The 16,529-nt window shown below is 70.8% G+C and carries 17 protein-coding genes and 3 tRNA genes; 18 read left to right on the top strand and 2 right to left on the bottom strand.

Translation table 11 applies throughout. The annotated features are described in order from the left end of the window. Positions 1-9: 9 nt before the first annotated feature. Positions 10-90 (bottom strand) — tRNA-Leu (locus WC969_03340). Between the two features lie 345 nt (positions 91-435). Next, positions 436-507, bottom strand: a tRNA-Lys gene (locus tag WC969_03335). A gap of 377 nt (positions 508-884) precedes the next feature. Here WC969_03335 and WC969_03330 point away from each other — a divergent pair. The 18 genes from WC969_03330 (at position 885) to ndhC (ending at position 16,529) form a co-directional block, all read left to right on the top strand. After that, positions 885-2,804, top strand: a complete 1,920-nt coding sequence (locus WC969_03330; GenBank protein MFA6028869.1) for a hypothetical protein — start codon at positions 885-887, stop codon at positions 2,802-2,804. Between the two features lie 58 nt (positions 2,805-2,862). Then, positions 2,863-3,333, top strand: a complete 471-nt coding sequence (locus tag WC969_03325; GenBank protein ID MFA6028868.1) for a hypothetical protein — start codon at positions 2,863-2,865, stop codon at positions 3,331-3,333. Further along, the gene (locus tag WC969_03320; GenBank protein ID MFA6028867.1) at positions 3,330-5,519 is read left to right on the top strand and encodes a SpoIID/LytB domain-containing protein; all 2,190 of its coding nucleotides are present in this window, start codon (positions 3,330-3,332) and stop codon (positions 5,517-5,519) included. The genes WC969_03325 and WC969_03320 overlap by 4 nt, the downstream gene beginning before the upstream one ends. Continuing rightward, on the top strand, positions 5,516-6,688 hold the full coding sequence (locus WC969_03315; protein ID MFA6028866.1) for a glycosyltransferase family 4 protein: 1,173 nt from the start codon (positions 5,516-5,518) through the stop codon (positions 6,686-6,688). Before WC969_03320 ends, WC969_03315 begins: the two co-directional genes overlap by 4 nt. A gap of 86 nt (positions 6,689-6,774) precedes the next feature. After that, positions 6,775-7,716 carry a glycosyltransferase family 2 protein gene (locus WC969_03310; GenBank protein MFA6028865.1) on the top strand — a complete coding sequence of 314 codons (942 nt, stop codon included), beginning with the start codon at positions 6,775-6,777 and terminating at the stop codon, positions 7,714-7,716. Continuing rightward, positions 7,713-8,207: a DUF177 domain-containing protein gene (locus tag WC969_03305; GenBank protein ID MFA6028864.1), complete on the top strand. Its 495-nt coding sequence runs from the start codon at positions 7,713-7,715 to the stop codon at positions 8,205-8,207. The genes WC969_03310 and WC969_03305 overlap by 4 nt, the downstream gene beginning before the upstream one ends. Then, entirely contained in the window at positions 8,194-8,427 is a 234-nt protein-coding gene (gene rpmF, locus WC969_03300; GenBank protein ID MFA6028863.1) for a 50S ribosomal protein L32, read from the top strand. Before WC969_03305 ends, rpmF begins: the two co-directional genes overlap by 14 nt. Positions 8,428-8,429: 2 nt before the next feature. Continuing rightward, positions 8,430-9,443 carry a phosphate--acyl-ACP acyltransferase gene (locus WC969_03295; GenBank protein MFA6028862.1) on the top strand — a complete coding sequence of 338 codons (1,014 nt, stop codon included), beginning with the start codon at positions 8,430-8,432 and terminating at the stop codon, positions 9,441-9,443. Continuing rightward, entirely contained in the window at positions 9,440-10,189 is a 750-nt protein-coding gene (gene fabG, locus WC969_03290) for a 3-oxoacyl-[acyl-carrier-protein] reductase (GenBank protein MFA6028861.1), read from the top strand. The genes WC969_03295 and fabG overlap by 4 nt, the downstream gene beginning before the upstream one ends. A gap of 9 nt (positions 10,190-10,198) precedes the next feature. Then, entirely contained in the window at positions 10,199-10,444 is a 246-nt protein-coding gene (gene acpP, locus WC969_03285) for an acyl carrier protein (GenBank protein ID MFA6028860.1), read from the top strand. Positions 10,445-10,465: 21 nt separating this feature from the next. Beyond that, positions 10,466-11,131 (top strand): ribonuclease III, encoded by a 666-nt coding sequence (gene rnc, locus WC969_03280; protein ID MFA6028859.1) that lies wholly within the window; start codon positions 10,466-10,468, stop codon positions 11,129-11,131. Between the two features lie 7 nt (positions 11,132-11,138). After that, positions 11,139-12,383: an acyl-CoA dehydrogenase family protein gene (locus WC969_03275; protein ID MFA6028858.1), complete on the top strand. Its 1,245-nt coding sequence runs from the start codon at positions 11,139-11,141 to the stop codon at positions 12,381-12,383. Further along, entirely contained in the window at positions 12,380-13,174 is a 795-nt protein-coding gene (locus WC969_03270) for an electron transfer flavoprotein subunit beta/FixA family protein (GenBank protein MFA6028857.1), read from the top strand. The genes WC969_03275 and WC969_03270 overlap by 4 nt, the downstream gene beginning before the upstream one ends. Beyond that, the gene (locus WC969_03265; protein ID MFA6028856.1) at positions 13,171-14,160 is read left to right on the top strand and encodes an electron transfer flavoprotein subunit alpha/FixB family protein; all 990 of its coding nucleotides are present in this window, start codon (positions 13,171-13,173) and stop codon (positions 14,158-14,160) included. Before WC969_03270 ends, WC969_03265 begins: the two co-directional genes overlap by 4 nt. Before the next feature lie 374 nt (positions 14,161-14,534). Further along, positions 14,535-14,607 (top strand) — tRNA-Met (locus WC969_03260). Positions 14,608-14,658: 51 nt separating this feature from the next. Continuing rightward, entirely contained in the window at positions 14,659-14,841 is a 183-nt protein-coding gene (locus WC969_03255; protein MFA6028855.1) for a hypothetical protein, read from the top strand. Between the two features lie 35 nt (positions 14,842-14,876). After that, complete coding sequence (locus tag WC969_03250; GenBank protein ID MFA6028854.1) at positions 14,877-15,938, top strand: SAM-dependent methyltransferase; 1,062 nt, start codon at positions 14,877-14,879, stop codon at positions 15,936-15,938. A 222-nt stretch (positions 15,939-16,160) separates the two neighbouring features. After that, a complete protein-coding gene (ndhC, locus tag WC969_03245) occupies positions 16,161-16,529 on the top strand; it encodes an NADH-quinone oxidoreductase subunit A (GenBank protein ID MFA6028853.1) in 369 nt (122 codons plus the stop codon).

Genomic DNA, 16,529 nt, shown 5'->3' with positions numbered 1-16,529 from the left:
GTCGAATCTTGGGCGGGGGGGGACTTGAACCCCCATGCCTTTCGGCACACGGTCCTAAGCCGTGCGCGTCTGCCGTTCCGCCACCCGCCCGCTTGTCGGCCCCCGCCTTCCTGGCGGGGCGCTTTCGTCCCGGCCCCGTCGAGGCCGGGACATTGCGCCGGGCCGAGAGAGGAATAAAGCACTCGGCCCGGTCCTCCCCACAGGAGGGGGCTCTGCCCCCTCCTCTGGCGTGTCGGCACCCGTGCTTTTCTGGCGGTGCCGCACTGTAACCTCCCCCGGAGCGGTGCGGCGGCTCATGCCGCCGCCTTATATAAAGAAAGAGACGCTCGGGAGACGAGCGCCCCCTCCGTCTGTGGGTATTCTAGCTTTTTCGGGGTGGGGAAAAAACCGCGGCCGCCGCGAGGGTCGCGGCGGCCGGGGAGTCCTTCGAGAGTGTGGGCCATACAGGACTCGAACCTGTAACCTTGCGCTTAAGAGGCGCCTGCTCTACCATTGAGCTAATAGCCCGACCGCCGTTATTATAGCAAATGAGATTCCGTTCTTGAAAACACCCCGCGCTATCACACCCCTCTCCCGCCACACCGCTTCGGGGGTGGTGACAGCCATCCTGGGCCGCGCGAGCGGCCCGAGGCGCCAGAGGCGGGGGCAGAGCCCCCGCCATGGGGAGCGCCGAGCGCTTCGAAGGCGCTCGGGGCAATGTCCCGGCGCTGCGCCGGGACGAAACCTCCCGACCGGAGGGCGGGACGCGACAGAGGGTGGGGGGCGCGGGCGCATTCGAGCGCCCGCGCCCCTTCATCGTTTCTTCGAAATCGCGTAACAGCCTCGTCATTGAAAACCGCGGAGCCCATGTTATACTCGGTGAAGAGCCGAAAGGCCAAATCGCCATGAAATACTGGCTGTTCCAGAACAACCAAGTCGTCGGACCCCACGACCGCGAGGAGCTCGCCCAGCAGCCGGGCTTCTCGGCGGAATCGCTCGTCTGTCCCGAAGGCCGCAAGGGGACGCAGATGGGCGACTGGGCGCGAGCCGGCGTCGTGGCCGAACTCGCCGAGACGCTCCTGCGCGCCGCGAAGATCCCGGCGTCCGTGCTCAGCGGGGACAGCGGCGGCTTCCTCCCGCCCGAGCCCACGCTGCGCGATCTCGCCGTGCTCGGCTCGCTCCAGGAGAAAGTCAGCCTCCTCGAGAGCGTGCTCACCCAGCTTCAAGAAGACCTCCGCGCCCGCGACGCCGAGACCGCCGACCTCAAGGTCGGTCTCGAGCTCAAGGAGCAGGAGTCGGCCTCCCTCAAGGGGAAGCTCGAGCAGGTCGAAAGCCGCCTCGCCGCGGCCGAGGCGCTCAAGGACGAGCTCGCGCGCTCTCAGCAGAGCGAACGGGAGACGACCGACGAGCTCAAGAAGGAGATCTCCAAGACGCAGGAAGACGAGCGCGCCGTCGCCCAGGCGCAGTCCGCGCAGGCGCAGGCCCTCGAGGAGATCAAGCAGCGGCTGCAGACCGCTCAGGACGACATCAAGAAGCAGCTCGATGACGTCGACCGCCGCCAGAAGGAGGCGGTCCTCGCCGCGCAGGTCCCGGCGCCGGTCCCGGCGCCGCTGCCGCTCGGCATGCCGCCCCTTTCCAAGCTCCCGCCGCTCGAGAAGGTCTCCGCGCTCGACGCCGCCCCGAAGCTCGGGGAGGTTCCGCCGCTCGGCGCCGCGCCCGTCATGGAGCCGCCGCCCCTCTTCGGGGGCCCCGCCGCCGAGGCGCCCTCGCCGATGACCGCAGCCCCCGCGCCGACCCCCATCCCGACGCCCGCGCCTATTAAGGAGGCCGCCGAATCCGCGGAACAGGTCTCGGATCTCATCGCCGCTGCGCCCAAGAAGGCGTCGAAAGGGAAGCTCGTGGCCGTCGCCGTCCTCATCCTCGGAGCCCTCGCCGCCGGAGCGGCTTACAACCTCGGCTTGCTCGATCCCCTGCTCGGAGTGAAGAAGGCGCCCGCTCCCGAGGCCGTGCTGCCGACGGACGCGCCCCCGGCGGGAGAGCAGACCGCTCAGATGGGGCTCCCCGACCGCACGCAGGAGGCCGTCGAGCTCGTGAAGGCCGTGCACGCCCCCGGCTCCCCGCGCAGCCTCGCGGTCCGCCTCGAGGGACCGAACCCCGAGCCCGGGCTCTCTCCCTGGACCGTGGACCGGCTCGACGCCGGACGCCATCAGGTGAACTTCTACGACCGGCGCACCGACTCGAAGACCCCGCTCTACCGCTTCGTCGTCCTCATCGAGAGCAAAGAGGTCCGCGGATTGGACCCGGCCTCGCAGGCGCTCCTCGACGCGGACGTGCTGCCGCCCTCCGCGGCGCCCAAGCCGGCGAAGGCGAAGAAGGCCGCCGGGCCCGCCGCCAAGCCCGCGAAGGCGAAGAAGGCCGCGCCGAAGGACGAGCTCCTCCAGGACCCGCTCGGAGCGATGCTCATGGACTCCTCCCTCGAAGACTCCAAGCCCGCCCGGCCCGCCCGCAAGTCGGCGGCCCTGCCGGACAAGGAGGAGTTCGAGGAAACCCTCCTGCCTCCCGAGGACGCGCACTCCCCGGCTCCGCGCCGGAGCGCGCAGGCGAAGCCCGCGGCGAGGGACCCTCTCGAGGAAGCGCTCGGAGACGGCGCAGACGACTCCCTCCCGGGCGGCCTCAAGGGAGAGCCCGCCAAGTCCTCCCCGGCGCCGGAAGCCGCGAAGCCCGCCCCGAAGAAGGGCCGCAAAGCGGCCGCCCCGCAGAAGTCGAAGGAGGAGCTCACGCTCGACGAGCTGCTCCTCCCCGGCATCCCCAAGCAGCCGGAGTAGGGAGGGGACTCTCCCTTGCGGAGATTCCCTGGAAAATGTTTTTCTTCCAACCGCACGCATGAGAAAGGTCCTCACGCTGGGCTCGACGGTCCTGGCCCTCGCGGGCCTGCTCTGGATTCTGAGCTTTTTCAGCTGGGACATCCGCACCGCGATCGACCGCCGCCTCTACCCCGCGCCTCCCGCCGCTCCCTCTCCCCTGAGTTCCGCCGTCGAAGCGGACATGCTCCGCGTCCGCCGCGCGGAGTTCGAGTCGGTCTTCCGCCGCGTCACCGGGCTCCTCGAAGCCGCGGAGGGTCAAGGCCTCTCGGTCTCCGTCCTGCGCGGGAAGCTCGACCGCGCGCGCTCCCTCGCCGAGGCGGGCCGCTTCCGCGACGCGAACATGCTGCTGAACCTCATCGAGGTCCGCATCCCCCGCAAGCGCGAGCGCCTCGTGCCCGCCGCAGAGGACGAGCCCGACTACGCCGAGCAGTCCTCCCTCCGCGCGAAGCCCGCGCGCGCGAGCCGGCGCAAGGGCAAGGCCCCGCGATGACCTCCGCGCTCCTCTTCGTCGCGCTCCTGTTCCCGGCCGCGCGCGAGGCCCGCGCCAACGAGGCCGAGGACGTCTACCGCGCGGCCTACGCCGACTTCCTCGACGGCCGCTATGAGCGCGCCTCGAGCGGCTACCGCTACCTCGAGACCATCGGGGCCACCGACGCGCAGCACGACTCGAACCTCGCCCTGACCTACCGCGACGACGCCCGCCCCGACCAGGCCCTGGCCTTCTGGGTGAAGGCCACGCTGCTCGCTCCGACCGACGCCTTCCTCTGGAACCAGCGCGCCTGGGCGTACCTCGCGCTCGGGCAGATGAAGGACGCGCGCGACGCGTTCCGGAGTTCGCTGAAGGTCTCCACCGCCGCGCCGACCTCCGCCGAGGCGGACTTCGGCCTCGGGCTGGCGGAGTCCCTCGACGGCGACCTCAAGAACGCGTACGCCCCCCTGCAGGCCGCGCTCGCGCGCAGCCCCTATCTCGCCCCGGCCGCGGCGCTCGAGCTCGGCCGCATCACCATGCGCCAGCGCCGCTGGGCCCAGGCGATCCCGTTCCTGACGATGGCCCTCTCCCAGGACCCGCAGCAGGCGGACGCGGCGCGGGACCTCGCCGAGGCGTACGAGAAGACGGGCCAGGGCCAGGCCGCGTGGCAGGCCTACAAGCTCGCGCTCGACCTCGACCCCGCGGACAAGAAGGCGCGCGAACGCAGCGACAAGATCCTTTCCTTCCTCGAGCGCCGTCCCACCGACGCGATGCCGCTGCGCCGCCTCGCGCGCCCGCTCATGCGCGAACCCAACGAGAGCGACCTCCCCGCCGAGAAGTCCTCCGCGGCGAGCCCGCCCGTGCGCGTGATGATGTTCACCGACTCCCGCGGCCGCCCGGCCCACCTCACCCACTTCTACGTGATGGGGAGCGCCGGCTTCCGCCTCCTCGACCTGAAGATCGGCACCGAGGTCGACCGCGTGCGGCCGATGATCCAGTGGGAGGTCATCTTCAAGCCCGACAACCGCGTCATCGAGCTGCGCGACACCTCGGGGAACCTGCGCTACGTCACGAAGCAGCCCTTCCGCTTCGAGCGCGACGCCGAGTGGGGCACGATCCTGATCAAGAACCCCGAGCTCGGAGACCTGCAGGGACAGGACGCCGGCGACCGCGAGCTGCGCGGCTCCGTCGAGGTCATCCCGACCCCGAACGGCTTCCACATCGTCGACGAGGTCCCTCTCGAGCAGTACCTCCCCGCGGTGATCGGGCGCCAGCTCCCCGAGAAGAGCCCGGAGGAGGCGTACCGGACCCTGGCCGTCCTCATGCGCACGCGCGTCTCCGCCCTGATGGCCCGCGCGCCCGAGACCCCCGAGCGCGTCCACCTGGGAGACTCCGTCCAGGGCCTCGCTTACGAGGGACTCACCGCCGAGTCCGCCGCCGCCGCAAAGGGCGCTCGTTCGACGCAGGGCGTCGCCCTCCTCGCCCCCGGGGGGGCGCCGGAGTTCCATCTCGCCTGCGGAGGCGGCACCGAGGGCGGCGTCCAGGACCGCGCCGAGCCCCGCCGGACCCCGCGCTCGCCGGTCGAGTTCGAGCGCTTCCTCCACTCCTTCCCGGACGACGGGCAGTACGACGAGGCCTCCGCCCTGGCGCCCGCGATCTGGAGCCGCTGGCTCCGCGTCTTCGACGCCGAGCTGCTGCGCGAGCGCGCGGAGCGCGCCAAGCCGCTGGGGCCGCTGCAGGCCGTGCGCGTGCTGCGCCGCTCGGGCACCGGACGGGTCCAGGCCGTCGAGGTCGTCGGCGCCCGCGCCAGCGCGCGCTTCGAGGGAGAGCGCGCCGTCGCCGACCTCCTCTCTCCGGGCTCGCTGCGCTCCAACATCTTCTCCCTCCAGCCGATCTACGACGGAAAGGATCTCCGGCGCGTGCTGGTCTGGGGCGCCGGGACCGGACACGGCCGCGGACTCTGCCTGACCGGCGCGGTCGGACAGGCGCACCTGGGACGCCGCTTCTGGGAGATCCTCAAGTTCTATTTCCCCGGCGCGACCCTGCCGGGCTTCAAGGAGCCGCCTCCGCCGCCGGCTCCGCGCCCCGTGCGCGTCCTCGCGCCCGCGGCCAAAGGACGCCACCCGGCGTTCTCTCCGAAGAGCGTCTCGACCTCGACGGGCGCCTGGCACCAGGAACCGCGGAAGAAGCGGCACAAGCGCAAATGAGCCGCCGCGTCCGCGTGCTCCACCTCGTCACGCGCCTCGACCTCGGAGGCGCGCAGCGCAACACCCTCCACACCGTCGCCCATCTCGAGCGCTCGGAGTTCGAGCCCATCCTCGCCTGCGGGCGGGGGGGGATCCTCGATCCGGAGGCCCGCGGCCTCGAGCCCGGCGTGCGCGTGCGCTTCGTGCCTTCCCTCGTGCGGGAGCTCTCGCCGGCGCGCGACCTCGCCGCGCTCCTGCAGCTGCGCTCCCTGCTCGAGGCCGAGCGCCCCGACGTGCTCCACACCCACTCCTCGAAGGCCGGCGTCCTGGGCCGCCTGGCCGCGCGGCTCGCCGGGATCCCCGTCGTCGTCCACACCTTCCACGGCTTCGGCTTCCACGACCGCCAGTCGGCCCCCGTGCGGGCCCTCTACCTCGGCGCCGAGCGCCTGTGCGCGGGACTCGCCGACCGGCTGGTCTTCGTCTCGCGCTCGAACATGCGCGACGCCGAGCGCCTCGGCCTCGGGGAGAGCGCGCGCCGGGTCCTCATCCGCAGCGGCGTGCGCCTCGCGGACTTCCCGGCGGCCGCCGACCCCGCGGCGGTGAAGGCGGGCCTCGGCCTCGCGCCGGGCGCGCGCCTCGTGCTGAGCGTCGGGAACCTGAAGCCGCAGAAGAACCCCTTCGACCTGCTCCGCGCGGCCGAGCGCGTGCTCGCCGAGGAGCCCGCGGCCGCCTTCGCGCTCGTCGGCGACGGTCCCCAGCGGGGGGAGCTCGAAGCCGCGATCCGCGCCCGGGGCCTCTGCGGCCGCTTCCTCCTTCCCGGCTGGCGCCGCGACGTCCCCGCGCTGCTCGCCGCCGCCGACGTCTTCGCCCTGAGCTCCCTCTGGGAAGGCCTGCCCCGCGCCCTCGTCGAGGCCATGAAGAGCGCCAAGCCCTGCGTCTGCTACGCGACCGACGGCGTGACCGATCTCCTCGAGAACGGCCGCACCGGCCTGCTCGCCGCACCCGGCGACAGCGGGGCGCTCGGCGAGGGCATCCTCCGCCTCCTGCGCGATGCGGAGCTGGCGGCCCGCCTGGGCTCGGCCGCCGCGGCGGCGATCGGCCCCGAGTTCGACATCGACGGGATGGTCCGCTCACAGGAGGAGCTCTACCGCCTCCTTCTCTCCGAAAAGGGCCTCCGGCCCGCCCGCTGAAGCCCCGTTCACGCCCCGCCGGCCCCCTCATTCCTTAAAGCGCCAACTTTACAGTCTCCGTCGGAAAGTGTTTAATCTTCATTCCCATGCCGCTTTTGAGCCTCGTCATCCCCGTTTACAACGAGGAGGAGAACCTCCCGGAGCTCGCCCGACAGCTCGGGGAGGCCCTTTCCTCCCTCGATTACGAAGCGGTCTTCGTGGACGACGGCTCCCGCGACCGGTCCTTCGAACTCCTGCGCGGCCTCGCCGCCCGGGAACCGCGCTTTCGGGTCGTGCGCCTGGCGACGAACTTCGGCCAGACGGCGGCGATGGCCGCCGGCATCGACCATGCCCGCGGAGAGGTCATCGCCTTCCTCGACTCCGACCTGCAGAACGACCCCGCCGACATCCCCGCGATGCTCGCGCGCCTCGGCGAGGACTGCGACGCGGTCAGCGGCTGGCGCCGCCGCCGCCAGGACGCGCTCCTCTCGCGGAAGATCCCGTCCTGGGCCGCCAACTGGGTCATCTCGCGCGTCACCGGCGTGCGCCTCCACGACTACGGCTGCACCCTCAAGCTCTACCGCGCCCGCTTCCTGAAGGGCCTCAAGCTCTACGGAGAGATGCACCGCTTCATCCCGGCCTACGCGGGCTTCATGGGCGCCCGCATCGTCGAGATGGAGGTGAACCACCGCCCCCGCACGCGGGGAGTCTCCAAGTACGGGCTCATGCGCACCTTCAAGGTCGTGCTCGACCTCATGACCGTCAAGTTCATGGACGAGTACATCACCAAGCCCATCTACCTCTTCGGCGGCGGCGGGCTCCTGATGATGGCCCTCGGCGGCCTCCTGGCGCTCGAGACGCTCTATAAGAAGTTCCACCTCGGCATCTTCGTCAAGGACCAGCCGCTCTTCCTGGTCTCCATCTTCTTCGGGCTCGCGGGCATCCAGCTCCTGCTCATGGGGCTGCTCGCCGAGATCCTCATCCGCGTCTACTACGACCTGCGCGAGCGGCGGCCGTACTTCATCCGCGAGAAGGTCAGCCTCCCGTGAGCGAGCCCCTCCGCTTCGACATCTCGCGCCTGCGCGAGGACGGCGGCCTGCGCTCGGAGCTCGAGCTCGACGCCGAGACCTTCATCGACCGGCGGCTCCCCGGCACGCGTCCCGAGGGGACGCTGCGCCTCGAGGTCGAGCTCTCCCTCGGCGGCGAGGACGTCCTCCTCGAGGTCCGCGCGCGCGGCGCGTGGATCCTCACGTGCAGCCGCTGCCTCTGCGAGCACCGCCTCGACTACGACTGCGCCATCGAGGAGACCTACCCGCTCAAGGAGGGGGAGCTCGACGTCGCCGACGACGTCCGGCAGGCCGTCCTCCTCGAGGTCCCTCCCCGCTCCCTCTGCCGGGAGGACTGCCGCGGTCTCTGCCCGCAGTGCGGCCAGAACCTCAACGCCGCGCCGTGCGCCTGCCGAGTCGAGACGCCGTCCCCTTTCGCCGCGCTCAAGAACCCCGTCGTCAAGAAAGAGGAGAAACGCCATGCCGAACCCTAAACGCAAGCACACACGTTCCCGCCGCGATTCCCGCCGCTCCGCGAACTGGAAGCTGGAGCTCGGCGGACTGAGCGCCTGCTCCCACTGCGGAAAGACCCGCGCGCCGCACTGCGTCTGCCCGCACTGCGGCTTCTACGCCGGAGAGCTCGTCCTGCCCAAGAAGGAGAAGAAGTCCAAGAAGGGCGGCGGCGGGACCACCACCGAGGAGAAGGGCAAGTAGGGATGCGCGTCGCCGTCGACGCGGCGGGGCCCGACCCCTCGCCCGTCCTGGAGGGAGCGCTCCGCGCGCTCCGCTCCGGCTCCGCGGAGATCCACCTCTTCGGCCCGCGCGAGCGCCTGCTCCGCGGGCTCGAGGTCCTCGGCGCGCCCGACGGACGCGGGCTCAAGGTCCTCGACGTCCCCGAGGCCTCCGAGCCCGCGCCGGGCGATGCCTGCCCGATGCCGGTGGAGTCGGCCGTCCAGCGCGCCGCCGCGGCCGTCGCGCGCGGGGAGGCCGACGCCTTCGTCTCCGCCGGCAAGCCCGGCGCGGCGATGGCGGCGGCGCTGCGCAGCCTCAAGCGCCTCCCCGGCGTGCTGCGCCCCGCCCTGCTCGTGACCCTGCCGACCCCGCGCGGTCCCGTCGCGCTGCTCGACGCCGGCGGGAGCATGGGAAGCAAGCCCTGGCATCTTCTGCAGTACGCGCTCATGGGCGCCCTCTTCGCGGAAGCCGAGCTGGGCCGGGAGAAGCCCACGGTCGGACTGCTCTCGGCCGCCCTGGAGAGCGGGTCCGTCGACGAGACCCTGCGCGAGGCGCTCTCCCTGCTCAAATACTCGGGCCTCAACTTCGTCGGGCCGGTCGAGGGAGACGCCTTCGCCTCCGGCGCGGTGGACGTCGCCGTCTGCGACGGGGCCCTCGGCGACGTCTGCGCGAAGCTCGTCGGCGGCGTCGCGGCCGCCGTCCTCGAGGCGGTCGAACCGCCTCCCGCGGGGAGCCTCAGCCGCCTGGCGGCGCGCATCGCCGCCCCCGGCGCGGGCCGCGCGCGCACGGAGTTCGACTGTCCCCGCAGCCGCTCGGCCGCCCCTCTCCTCGGGGTCGACGGCACCGCCGTCGTCTGCCGCGCCCCCGCGACCCCCGAAGGGGTCGAGGACGCTCTGCGCATGGCCGCCTCGCTCTCCGAGCGCCGCCTGCAGGACCGCATCCGCGAGCGCATCGAGGCCTTCAAGTCCAACGTCGAGCTCTCGAGGATCTCCGAATGAGCGCCCGCTTGAAGGGACGGGTCGCGATGGTCACCGGCGCCGCCCAGGGCATCGGCCGGGCCGTGGCCGCGGCGCTGGGGGGGGAGGGCGCGGACCTGGTCCTCCTGGACATGGACGCCCAAGGCGTCGAAGAGGCCGCCTCCGCGCTGAAGGCCTCCTGCGGCGTGCGGACCCTCGCGCTGAGCGGCGACGTCCGCTCGTCGGAGGACTGCGAAAAGGCCGTTCGGGCCGCGCTTGACAATCTTGGAAGAATTGATATATTGGTCAACAACGCGGGCGTCACGAAGGACGGCCTTCTTGTCCGCATGACCGAGGACGACTGGAACTTCGTCCTGGATGTGAACCTGAAGGGCGTCTTTTTGTTGACCAAAGCCGCAGCGCACGCGATGATCAAGGCCCGATGGGGCCGCGTCGTCAACATCGCGTCCGTCGTCGGCGAGGTCGGCAACGCGGGACAGGCCAACTACGCGGCCTCGAAGGGCGGAGTCATCGCCTTCACGAAGGCCTGCGCGAAGGAGCTGGCCAGCCGGAACATCTTGGTGAACGCCGTCGCGCCCGGGCTCATCCGCACGCGGATGACGCAGGCTCTGGGCGAGGAGTGGGCGAAGAAGGCGCTCGAGCGCATACCGCTCGGCCGCTTCGGCGAGCCGGACGACGTCGCGAAAGCCGTGCTGTACCTGGCCTGCGACAGCGGGGACTACGTGACCGGACAGGTCCTCGGGATCAACGGCGGTATGCGGATATAGGGAGGAAGGATGGCTGACAACAACTACGAAGAGCGGGTGAAGAAGATCATCGTCGAGCAGCTCGGCGTCGACTCCGGCGAGGTCACCCCGCAGGCCCATTTCGTCAACGACCTCGGAGCGGACTCGCTCGACACCGTCGAGCTCGTCATGGCGCTCGAAGAGGAGTTCGACACGGAGATCCCGGACGAGCAGGCGGAGAAGATCCAGACCGTCGGCCAGGCCATCGAGTACATCAAGGCCCACGCGAAGAAGTAGCCCGGACGAACGGAGCATCGGGTGCGCGACTCCATCGAGGAGACGATCGGCCACCGCTTCCGCCGGCCGGAGCTCCTCGAAGAGGCCCTGACCCACAAGTCGTACGCCTTCGAGAAGGGTCAGAAGAGCCATAACGAGCGCCTGGAGTTCCTCGGCGACAGCGTGCTTGCCGCCGTCACGGCGCACCGCCTCTACGAGAACTACCCCGACGAGAACGAGGGCCGCCTTTCGAAGATGAAGGCGGCCCTCGTGTCGCGTCCGACGCTCGCGCGCTGGGCCGCGCGCCTCGCCCTCGGGCCGCACCTGAAGCTGGGCTCCGGCGAGGAAACCACCGGAGGACGCGCGCGGCCGAGCATCCTCTCCAACGCGATGGAGGCCGTCATCGGCGCGATCTACCTCGACGGAGGCTTCGAGGCCGCCGGGAAGCTCATCCGCCGCTGCCTCGCCGAAGAGTCGGTCGAAGTCGACGAGGCCGATCACAAGAGCCGCCTGCAGGAGATCGTACAGAAGCGCTACAAGTCCCCGCCCGACTACAAGCTCGTCAAAACGGTCGGGCCGGACCACGACAAGACTTTCACCGTACGCGTGCAGTACGGCTCGCGCGTGCTCGGCAACGGCCACGGCAAGAACAAGAAGGAAGCCGAGCAGGCCGCCGCCAAGGACGCTCTGGGCCGTCTGGACGACTGAGGATCCCATGGACTACCGACTGACCGAGACGCAGCAGGAGATCGTTTCGCTCGCGCGCCAGGTGGCGCAGAAGAAGATCAAGCCGGTCCGCGAGCACTACGACCGCACCGAGGAGTTCCCGCGCCCCATCGTCGAGGAGTACAAGAAGACCGGCCTCTTCGGCGTCTACCTCCCGGAGGAGTACGGCGGGCTCGGCGGCGGCTGCTTCGAGCTCGTGCTCGCCTTCGAGGAGCTCTCCAAGGTCTGCGGCGGCATCGCCCTGCCCCTGGGGACCTCGTCGCTCGGCGCCCTGCCCATCCTCCTCTTCGGCTCGGCGCAGCAGCGCGAGAAATGGCTCCCGCCGCTGGCCTCGGGAGAGCGACTCGGCGCGTTCAACATCACGGAGCCCGAAGCGGGCTCCGACGCCACCGCCACGAAGGCGACGGCCGTCCTGGACGGCGACCACTACATCCTCAACGGCGTCAAGAACTTCTGCTCCTCCGGCAAGGAGGCCGACGACTACGTCGTCTTCGCCTCGACGAAGCCCTCCCGCGGCGCGCGCGGGATCTCGGCCTTCGTCGTCGCGAAGGGGACCCCCGGCTTCGGCTTCGGCAAGAAGGAAGAGAAGATGGGCATCCGGGCGAACCCGACCTATGAGCTCGTCTTCAAGGACTGTCGGGTCCCCGCGGCGAACCTCCTTTACAAGGAGGGCTACGGCCTCTTCATCGCCCAGAACACCTTCGACCTCTCGCGCCCCGGCATCGGCGCCCAGGCGCTGGGCATCGCGCAGGGAGCCCTCGAGGAGACCCTCTCCTACGTCCGCGTGCGCAAGCAGTTCGGGGCCCCCATCGCCAGCTTCCAGGCCATCGGGCACATGCTCGCCGACTGCGCGACGCAGATCGAGGCGGGCAAGGCGCTGCTCTACGCGACGGCCCGCGCCCTCGACGAAGCGATGAAGCCCGCCATCGAGGCCGCCGTGAAGGAGCGCATCCCGGTCTACGACGCCATGCGCCGTCTTGACACGCGCCGCTGGACGAAGGAATCCGCGATGGTGAAGGTCTTCTGCTCCGACGCCGCCATGAAGGTGACGGTCGACTGCGTGCAGATGTGCGGCGGCATCGGCTACATGCGCGACTTCCCGGTCGAGAAGTACATGCGCGACGCCAAGATCACGCAGATCTACGAGGGCGCCAACCAGATCCAGCGCAACGAGATCGCGATGATGATGATCAAGGAAGCCGCCTCCCGCTCCAAGGACGAGGGCAGCGCGTGAGCCTCCAGGTCCTCGTCTGCGTCAAGCAGACCCCGTCCTCGACCTCCGTCGCCGTGGACCCCGCGACCGGAGCGCCGAAGGCCGACGCGGCCTGCGCCATGAACCCCCTCGACGAATACGCCGTCGAGGAGGCCCTCCGCCTCAAGGAGCGCGTCCCCGGGACGAAGGCGCTGGCCCTCTCGCTGGGAACGCCCGCCTGCGAGGAGACCCTGCGCGCCGCCCTCGCCCTCGGCATCGACGAGGCCGCGCTCCTCACCGACCCCGCCTTCGCCGGCTCCGACCCGCTCGCGAGCGCCTACCTCCTCTCCCTGGCCGTGCGCAAGGCCGGGACCGGTCCGCAGCTCGTGCTCGCCGGCCGCCAGTCGAGCGACGGGGAGTCCGGCGCCGTCCCGCCGGCCCTGGCCGCCTGGCTCGGCTGGCCCTGCGCCTCCTCCGTGCGGAAGGTCCTGGAGGTCTCCGAGACCTCGGTGACCGTCGAGCGCGCCATGGAGGACGGCGCGGAGACCCTGCGCCTGCCGCTGCCCGCCGTGCTCTCCGTCACCAAGGAGATCAACGAGCCGCGCCTGCCGTCCCTGAAGGGGAAGATGGCGGCCCGCAAGGCCGCGCTCCCCCGCTGGGGCGCCGCGGAGCTCGGCGCCGAGCCCTCGAAGTTCGGCGCGGCCTCCGCCGCCGTCCCGGCCGGGACCGTCCCCGTCCCCCAGCGCCCTCCGGGCGCCGTCGTCCCCGGCGCCACGGCCGAGGAGAAGGCCGCCGCGCTCGTCGCGCGCCTCAAGGAGATGAAGCTCCTATGACCGCCGAAGGCCAGGGCGTCTACTGCATCGGCGAGCTCCGCCGCGGCCGGCTCCTTCCGGTCTCCATCGAACTCCTGACCCCCGGCCGCCGCCTCGCCGCCGCGAAGGGGGAGAAGCTGACCCTCGTCCTTCCCGCCGGGCCCGAGGCCGCCGCCGCCGCCGAGTCCGCGCGCGCCCTCGGAGCCGACCGCGTCGTGCTCCTCGAGGGGGCTTCCCTCTCCGCCTTCGTCGACGAGGCCCACGCAGGCGCCCTGCGCGCCTTCTTCGCGGAAGAGCCGCCCCGCGTCGTCCTCTTCGGCGCCACGGTCTACGGCCGCTCCGTCTCGGCCCGCCTGGCGGTCGCGCTCGAAGGAGCCCTTCTCACCGACGCCGTCGCCCTCGACAGCGACGGGGAGGGCCGGCTCGTCTCGACCCGCTCCGCCTACGGCGGTTCGGCCCTGCTCAAGACGGCCGCCCGACGCGGCCCGGCCCTCGTCACGGTACGGCCCATGGCTTTCGCGCGGCCCGAGCCGGGCGCGGGAACGGCCGAGCTCGTCCGCGTCGCCGCCGCACCCTCCTGCGCCCGCGCCGAGTTCGTCTCCTTCGCGGAAGAGGAAGCCGGGGAGCTCGACATCGCCTCCTCGGACCGGATCGTGTCGGGCGGACGCGGACTCGGCGGCCCCGAGGGCTTCAAGCCGCTGCGCGAGCTCGCGCACGCGCTCAACGCCGCGGTCGGCGCCAGCCGCGCCGCCGTGGACGCCGGTTGGATCCCGTACAAGCACCAGATCGGTCTGACGGGACGCTCGGTGCGCCCGCGCCTCTACCTGGCGGTCGGGATCTCCGGCCAGATCCAGCACATGGCCGGCATGAAATCGAGCGAGGTCATCGTGGCGGTGAACACCGACCCCGAGTGCCCGATGATGAAGCTGGCCACGCTCGCGGTGCAGGAAGACTGGAGCAAGCTCGTCCCCGCCCTCACCGCCGCCGTCCTCAAGGCGAAAGGCTGACGCCTTTCGCCTTTTAAAGCACCCCAGCGCTTCTGAGGCAGTTCCCGACGGGAAATGGCCTCTATATTTGAGTAAAGCCAAAAACTTGCTAATATAGTGCGCCTCCTTGATCGTTTTAGGAGACGACGCGCCGTTAGTTCTTTCTAAATCCTCCTCTTATAAGGCGCGGCGGCATCGGCCGCCGCACCTCTCCGGGGAGGTTACAGCGCGGCAAGACCAGCAAAGCACGCTTGCCGACGCGCCATAGGAGGGGCAGAGCCCCTCCTGTGGAGAGGACCGCGCCGAGTGCTTTATTCCTCTCTCGGCGCGGCGCAACGCCCTCGCGCGGAGCGCGAGGACGAAAGCGCCCCGCCAGGCAGGCGGGGTCCGACAAGGGCGCGGTAGCTCAGGGGTTAGAGCGGGTGTTTCATAAGCACTAGGTCGGGGGTTCGAGACCCTCCCGCGCCACACTTTAGACGGAGCCGTGAAACGACGCAAGATACAGGAGCGAACTGAACCATGGCCGATACCCTCGTCGTCGTCAGCAAGGTGAAGGCGATCGTGAAGACCGCCGGCTTCCGCACGGGCGGAGACTACGTCGAAGCCCTTTCCGCGAAGATCGCCGCGATCGTCGCCGCGTCCGTCCAGAAGGTCCAGGCCGAAGGCGGCAAGAAGACGCTCGGCGCCGAAGACCTCCAGTAACACCCACCGACCCCCTCCAGAAGGGGATCGGACGGATGGGCACCTTCCGCGACTTCGTGGAAGCGGCGCTCTACGACCCCGTCGACGGGTTCTACGCGCGCCGCCGCCCCACCGAAGACTTCTACACCGCGCCGGAGCTCCACCCGGCCTTCGCCGTCGCGATGGCCGACGAGCTCGTCGAGCGTCTCGCCCGGACCGCCGCGCGGCGGCCCGGCGAGGCGCTGTTCGTGGTGGAGATGGGCTGCGGGAAGGGGACCCTCGCCCGGCAGATCCTGCGCACCCTGCGCGAGCGCCATCCGAGCGTCCATGCCGGCACGGTCTACGTCCTCGTCGAGCGCGTCGAGAAGGTCCTCCTCGAGGCCGTCGCGTCCCTGCGCGGGGAGGCGGCCCGCCTGCTCGCCTATCAGCGCCTCTCGGACGTCCCCGCCGTCAGCGGCGTCTTCCTCTCCAACGAGCTCGTCGACGCCCTGCCCTTCCACGTCCTCGAGAAGCGCGACGGGCGCGTGCTCGAGCTCTACGCCGAGCGCGGCGAGGACGGCTGGAGCGGGCGCCTCGCCGAGCCCTCGTGCCCGGAGCTCGCGCGCGCAGCCGAGCGTCTGCAGGACGAGCTCCCGGAGGGGGGACGCCACGCCGTCCGTCCCGAGGCCCGCCGCTGGATGGGGGAGGTCGCCTCCCGCCTCAAGGACGGCGCGGTGGTGACCGTCGACTACGGCGAGCGCGGCGGGCTGCACGCACCCCGCTTCTTCCATCGCCACGCCACCGGCACGGACGTCTTCGCCCGGGTCGGAGAACAGGACCTCACCGCCTCCGTCGATTTCTCCGAGCTCGAGGAGGAGGGCCGCCTCCACGGCCTCGAGACCGCCCGCTACGGCGGCCTCGGCCGCTGGCTCCTCGACCGCGGAACGCTCGAGCGCCTGCCCGTCGGCGACGACGCGGCCGCCTACGCCGAGCGCAACCGCATCAAGACGCTCCTCCTCCCCGGCGGGATGGGCGAGGCCTTCAAGGTCCTCATACAGGAGCCTGTCCGAGAAATATCGCGCCTGCCGGTCGCGCGATATTCGGAGCGAGCCGAGACGCGAGGAGCGCGCGATGCTTAGGCATCGTAAGCGACGAGCAACGAAGGCGCAGCCCAATATCGCGCGCCCCGCTCTTCCCAAATGCCATGAGGAAGAGCGGGAGGCCCGATCCCGGCCGGGCGCCGCGTTGCTCGTCACTCAGATAGCTCAAGCTATCCTCGCTCCTCGCGCCTTGCGCCCGTCTCAGGCTAGGGCCTCCGGCGGGTGCGCTATTTCTCGGACAGGCTCCCTGGAGCGGCGCCCGTGAGGATCGACTTCGCCGACTACGCCCTCATCTACGCCTTCGTCGTCATCGACCTCCTCTTCGCGGCCGCCATGCTCGTCATGGCCTGGCTCGTGCGCCCCTCGCTGCCCGACCCGGTCAAGAACGCGACCTACGAGTGCGGCATGGACGCGGTCGGGACCACCGAGGTCAAGACCAACGTCCGCTTCTACCTCTTCGCGCTGATCTTCGTCATCTTCGAGGTCGAAGTCCTCTTCGTCTTCCCGTGGGCGGTCCTCGTCAACCGCCTCGGACCGCTGGCCCTGCTGGAGATGTTCGTGTTCCTCGGGGTGCTGTTCCTGGGGCTCGTCTACGCCTGGCGCAAAGGCGCCCTGGCCTGGGAGATATAG

The organism is Elusimicrobiota bacterium (assembly GCA_041660925.1).
In the GTDB taxonomy this organism is placed as follows: Bacteria; Elusimicrobiota; Elusimicrobia; order UBA1565; family UBA1565; genus JBAZUV01.
This window is presented reverse-complemented; position numbering and strand designations above follow the sequence as displayed.